The sequence below is a fragment of the Alcanivorax sp. UBA3183 genome, assembly GCF_002364155.1.
Lineage (GTDB): Bacteria > Pseudomonadota > Gammaproteobacteria > Pseudomonadales > Alcanivoracaceae > Alcanivorax > Alcanivorax jadensis.
Window position 1 is genome coordinate 1 of the sequence record NZ_DEXN01000037.1, and the last position, 2,990, is coordinate 2,990.

Annotated in this window: 4 protein-coding genes; 3 read left to right on the forward strand and 1 reads right to left on the reverse strand. The window is 57.2% G+C overall.

What is annotated here, in order from left to right; translation table 11 throughout:
* Window positions 1-118: 118 nt before the first annotated feature.
* Window positions 119-451, forward strand: coding sequence for a hypothetical protein (locus tag B3Q33_RS11560; RefSeq protein WP_035247774.1), 333 nt, complete (start codon window positions 119-121; stop codon window positions 449-451).
* Window positions 452-537: 86 nt separating this feature from the next.
* Here B3Q33_RS11560 and B3Q33_RS11565 read toward each other — a convergent pair whose 3' ends face one another.
* Complete coding sequence (locus B3Q33_RS11565) at window positions 538-960, reverse strand: DoxX family protein (protein WP_272963195.1); 423 nt, start codon at window positions 958-960, stop codon at window positions 538-540.
* 158 nt (window positions 961-1,118) lie between these two features.
* Between B3Q33_RS11565 and B3Q33_RS11570 the strand changes: the two genes are divergently transcribed.
* On the forward strand, window positions 1,119-1,562 hold the full coding sequence (locus B3Q33_RS11570; RefSeq protein WP_272963194.1) for a DoxX family protein: 444 nt from the start codon (window positions 1,119-1,121) through the stop codon (window positions 1,560-1,562).
* 223 nt (window positions 1,563-1,785) lie between these two features.
* Window positions 1,786-2,814 carry a zinc-binding dehydrogenase gene (locus B3Q33_RS11575; protein WP_272963193.1) on the forward strand — a complete coding sequence of 343 codons (1,029 nt, stop codon included), beginning with the start codon at window positions 1,786-1,788 and terminating at the stop codon, window positions 2,812-2,814.
* Window positions 2,815-2,990: the final 176 nt, after the last annotated feature.

Here is a 2,990-nt window from a genome sequence, read left to right on the forward strand (position 1 = left end):
CGATGGAATGTAAAAAAACACTACACCCCGGTTACAGCTTTACCGACATTGCACAACAGGCCGGGCCGGTACGCCGACGTAAGGTGTAGGTGTAACAATAAAAAAGGAAGGGATCACCATGTCAGCACTCAAACTGCATTTGCTCGGTGCCGGTCTGGCGGGCTGTATGTTGCTCGGACAGACCGCGCACGCCAATCAGCAACAGGCCACCGTCATCCTCAGTCAGAGTTGCGAATACATGCTACTCAACACCCGAGGCGGCATGGTACTAGTGAAGCAACTGGACGGCACCACTCCCCAGGCGGGCGACACCCTGAAAGGCGATATTGTTGCCGGCGATTTCACCAATCTGCAGAACACCCGGGATCAGGCTTCCATGCAGGTGTGGGTGGATCTGGTAGATCCGCACAGCAGCAAGGCGCTAAGCCAGTACGGTCGCTACTGCACCTAAACGGCAAGCCTGAAAGAAAAAGGCCGCCTCCTGATCGGTGCGGCCTTGAACAATAATGAAGGGAAAAGAGCCCGACTTACCGCCGATCACTTTCTGATGGCATATTTGCCTGCCCCCAGGAAGAAGACGGCAACGGCAGAGAACAGGAAAAACCCCTGCAACTCCAATGCCCAGCCACCCGTCTTGCTCAATGCAAATACCTCGCCCATGTGCACCAGCACAATGGCAACCAGCATATTGCCCGCGATCAGCACCGCACCAATACGGGTATGGACTCCCAGTATCACCATCAACGGCGCAATGATTTCGCCAATAAATACCCCGTAAGCCAGAAAACCAGGCAGGTTATGAGACGCCAGCTCTCCTGAAATCCATCCCACCCCGTGTTGCAACTTGCTGATACCGTGCAACAGCATCAGTAACCCCAACGTCAGACGCAGTACCAGCTTGCCGGTATCCGGATTGTTGACCATCTCTACTCCCAGTGAATAAATATTGTTGTCCGCCATTCAACCGTTTAGCCCGGAATAAGAAAAGCGCCACCACAGAAAAATACATCTAATTATCAGAACAAAAACAACTTAATAACGCACTTTCTTACTTTTCTTTTGATGCTTAAATACTCCCATCGCGTCACTAGCAACATTTAATAGAAAAGGAGTTCCCCATGAAAAACCTGCTTGCCTCCCTGACCGATACCGACAACAGCTTCGCTCCTCTGGCCCTGCGCCTGCCAGTGGCCATCATATTCATGGCTCACGGTGCCCAGAAACTGTTTGGCTGGTTCGGTGGCCATGGCCTGGAAGGCACCGGTCAATGGATGGCGTCCATTGGTCTGGAACCCGGCTACCTGATGGCTCTGGGCGCCGGTAGCGCCGAATTCCTTGGTGGCCTGGCCCTGCTGATCGGCCTTTTCACCCGCCCGGCAGCAGTGGCCCTGGCTTTTACCATGATCGTGGCCATCGTCACCGTACACCTCGACAACGGCCTGTTCATGAGCAACAACGGCTACGAGTTCGGTCTGGCCCTGCTGGCCGCCAGCGTGTCACTGGCCATTTCCGGTGGTGGCCGTTTCAGCGCCGACCAGCCGCTCAACAAGGCCCTGCAATAAGCCCGTTGAGCTCTGTCCTGCCCCACCCCATACTCCCGCTTTTGCGTCGGACCTGAATCCGTGACTTCAGCGTGGATGCATGGCGTAAAAATTTGTTGTCACAGGGGATTTTTTGAAGAAGTATCGTATCAGGGAATACGATCGACTGAGAAAAACCCCCTGTGGCGACAAAGGGTTGCGTCAGGCGCCGCGATGAAGCCATGGATTCAGGTCGGAGTCTGGGATGAGCACTTTTCGTTACTGGCAGACAGCCCGCGCCGGCAATATGGCGCGGCTGACCCTGCATACAGGCATGCTGCCCACCCTTGCGAACAACCATGTCCGCATCAAGGTGCATGCTGTCGGCCTGAATTTTGCCGATATTTTTGCCCTCACCGGCCTGTATTCCGCCACCCCGCAGGGCGCCTTTATCCCCGGCCTGGAGTTTGCCGGCGAGGTAGAGGAAGTCAGCCCAGAGGCGGAAAGGTTTGCGGTGGGCGATCGGGTCATGGGCGTCACCCGTTTCGGTGGCTACACCAGCGTTATCGACAGCGAGCCGGAGTACCTGATCCCGCTACCCGCAGACTGGGACTACGCCCAGGGCGCCGCCTGGCCGGCACAGACCCTGACCGCCTGGTACGCTCTCACCCATCTCGGCGCCCTGCAAGCGGACCAACAGGTGCTGATACACAGCGCCGCTGGCGGCGTGGGCCTGCAAGCCATGAAACTGGTACAAGCGCTGGGCGGTCGCGCCACCGGCACGGTAGGCAGTGAAGAAAAAGCCACCTGGCTAGGGCAACAAGGATTCGAGGATGTGCTGGTTCGGGCGCCGGACTTCGCCCGGCAACTGCAAGAGGACGAGCGACAGTTCGACCTGGTGCTGGATGCCATCGGCGGCAAGGTTCAGACCGCCAGCTTCGACGCCCTCAACCCCATGGGGCGACTGGTGGTTTTCGGTGCCGCCGAATTCACCCCCAGCCACAACCGCCCCAACTACCTGAAAGCTGCCTGGCGTTACCTGCGCCGCCCCCGCTACGACGTGATGGCGATGATCAGCAGCAACCGTTCCGTATTGGCCTTCAACTTGATCTGGTTATGGGAACAGAAAGGGAAAATGCAGGCGCTGCTGGAAGAGCTGAAAACCATTCCCCTGCCCCCGCCCCATGTAGGCCATCGCTTTGCCTTTGACGATGCCCATACGGCTTTAGCACTACTGCGCTCAGGACAGTCTGTGGGCAAGGTGGTGCTGGACGCGGCACCTGACCCAGCGTAGGAGCGTCGCTGGCGGCGCGAACCGGAACGAAGTGCAGGTAACGACCGCTAGGGCGGCCCGTAGGGTGCACGAAGTGCATAAATCCAAAACCTGAAAAGCGGTATTTACCACAGAGGGCACAGAGAACACAGAGAAAAACCTGTCTTTTCCTCAGTGTTCTCTGTGCCCTCTGTGGT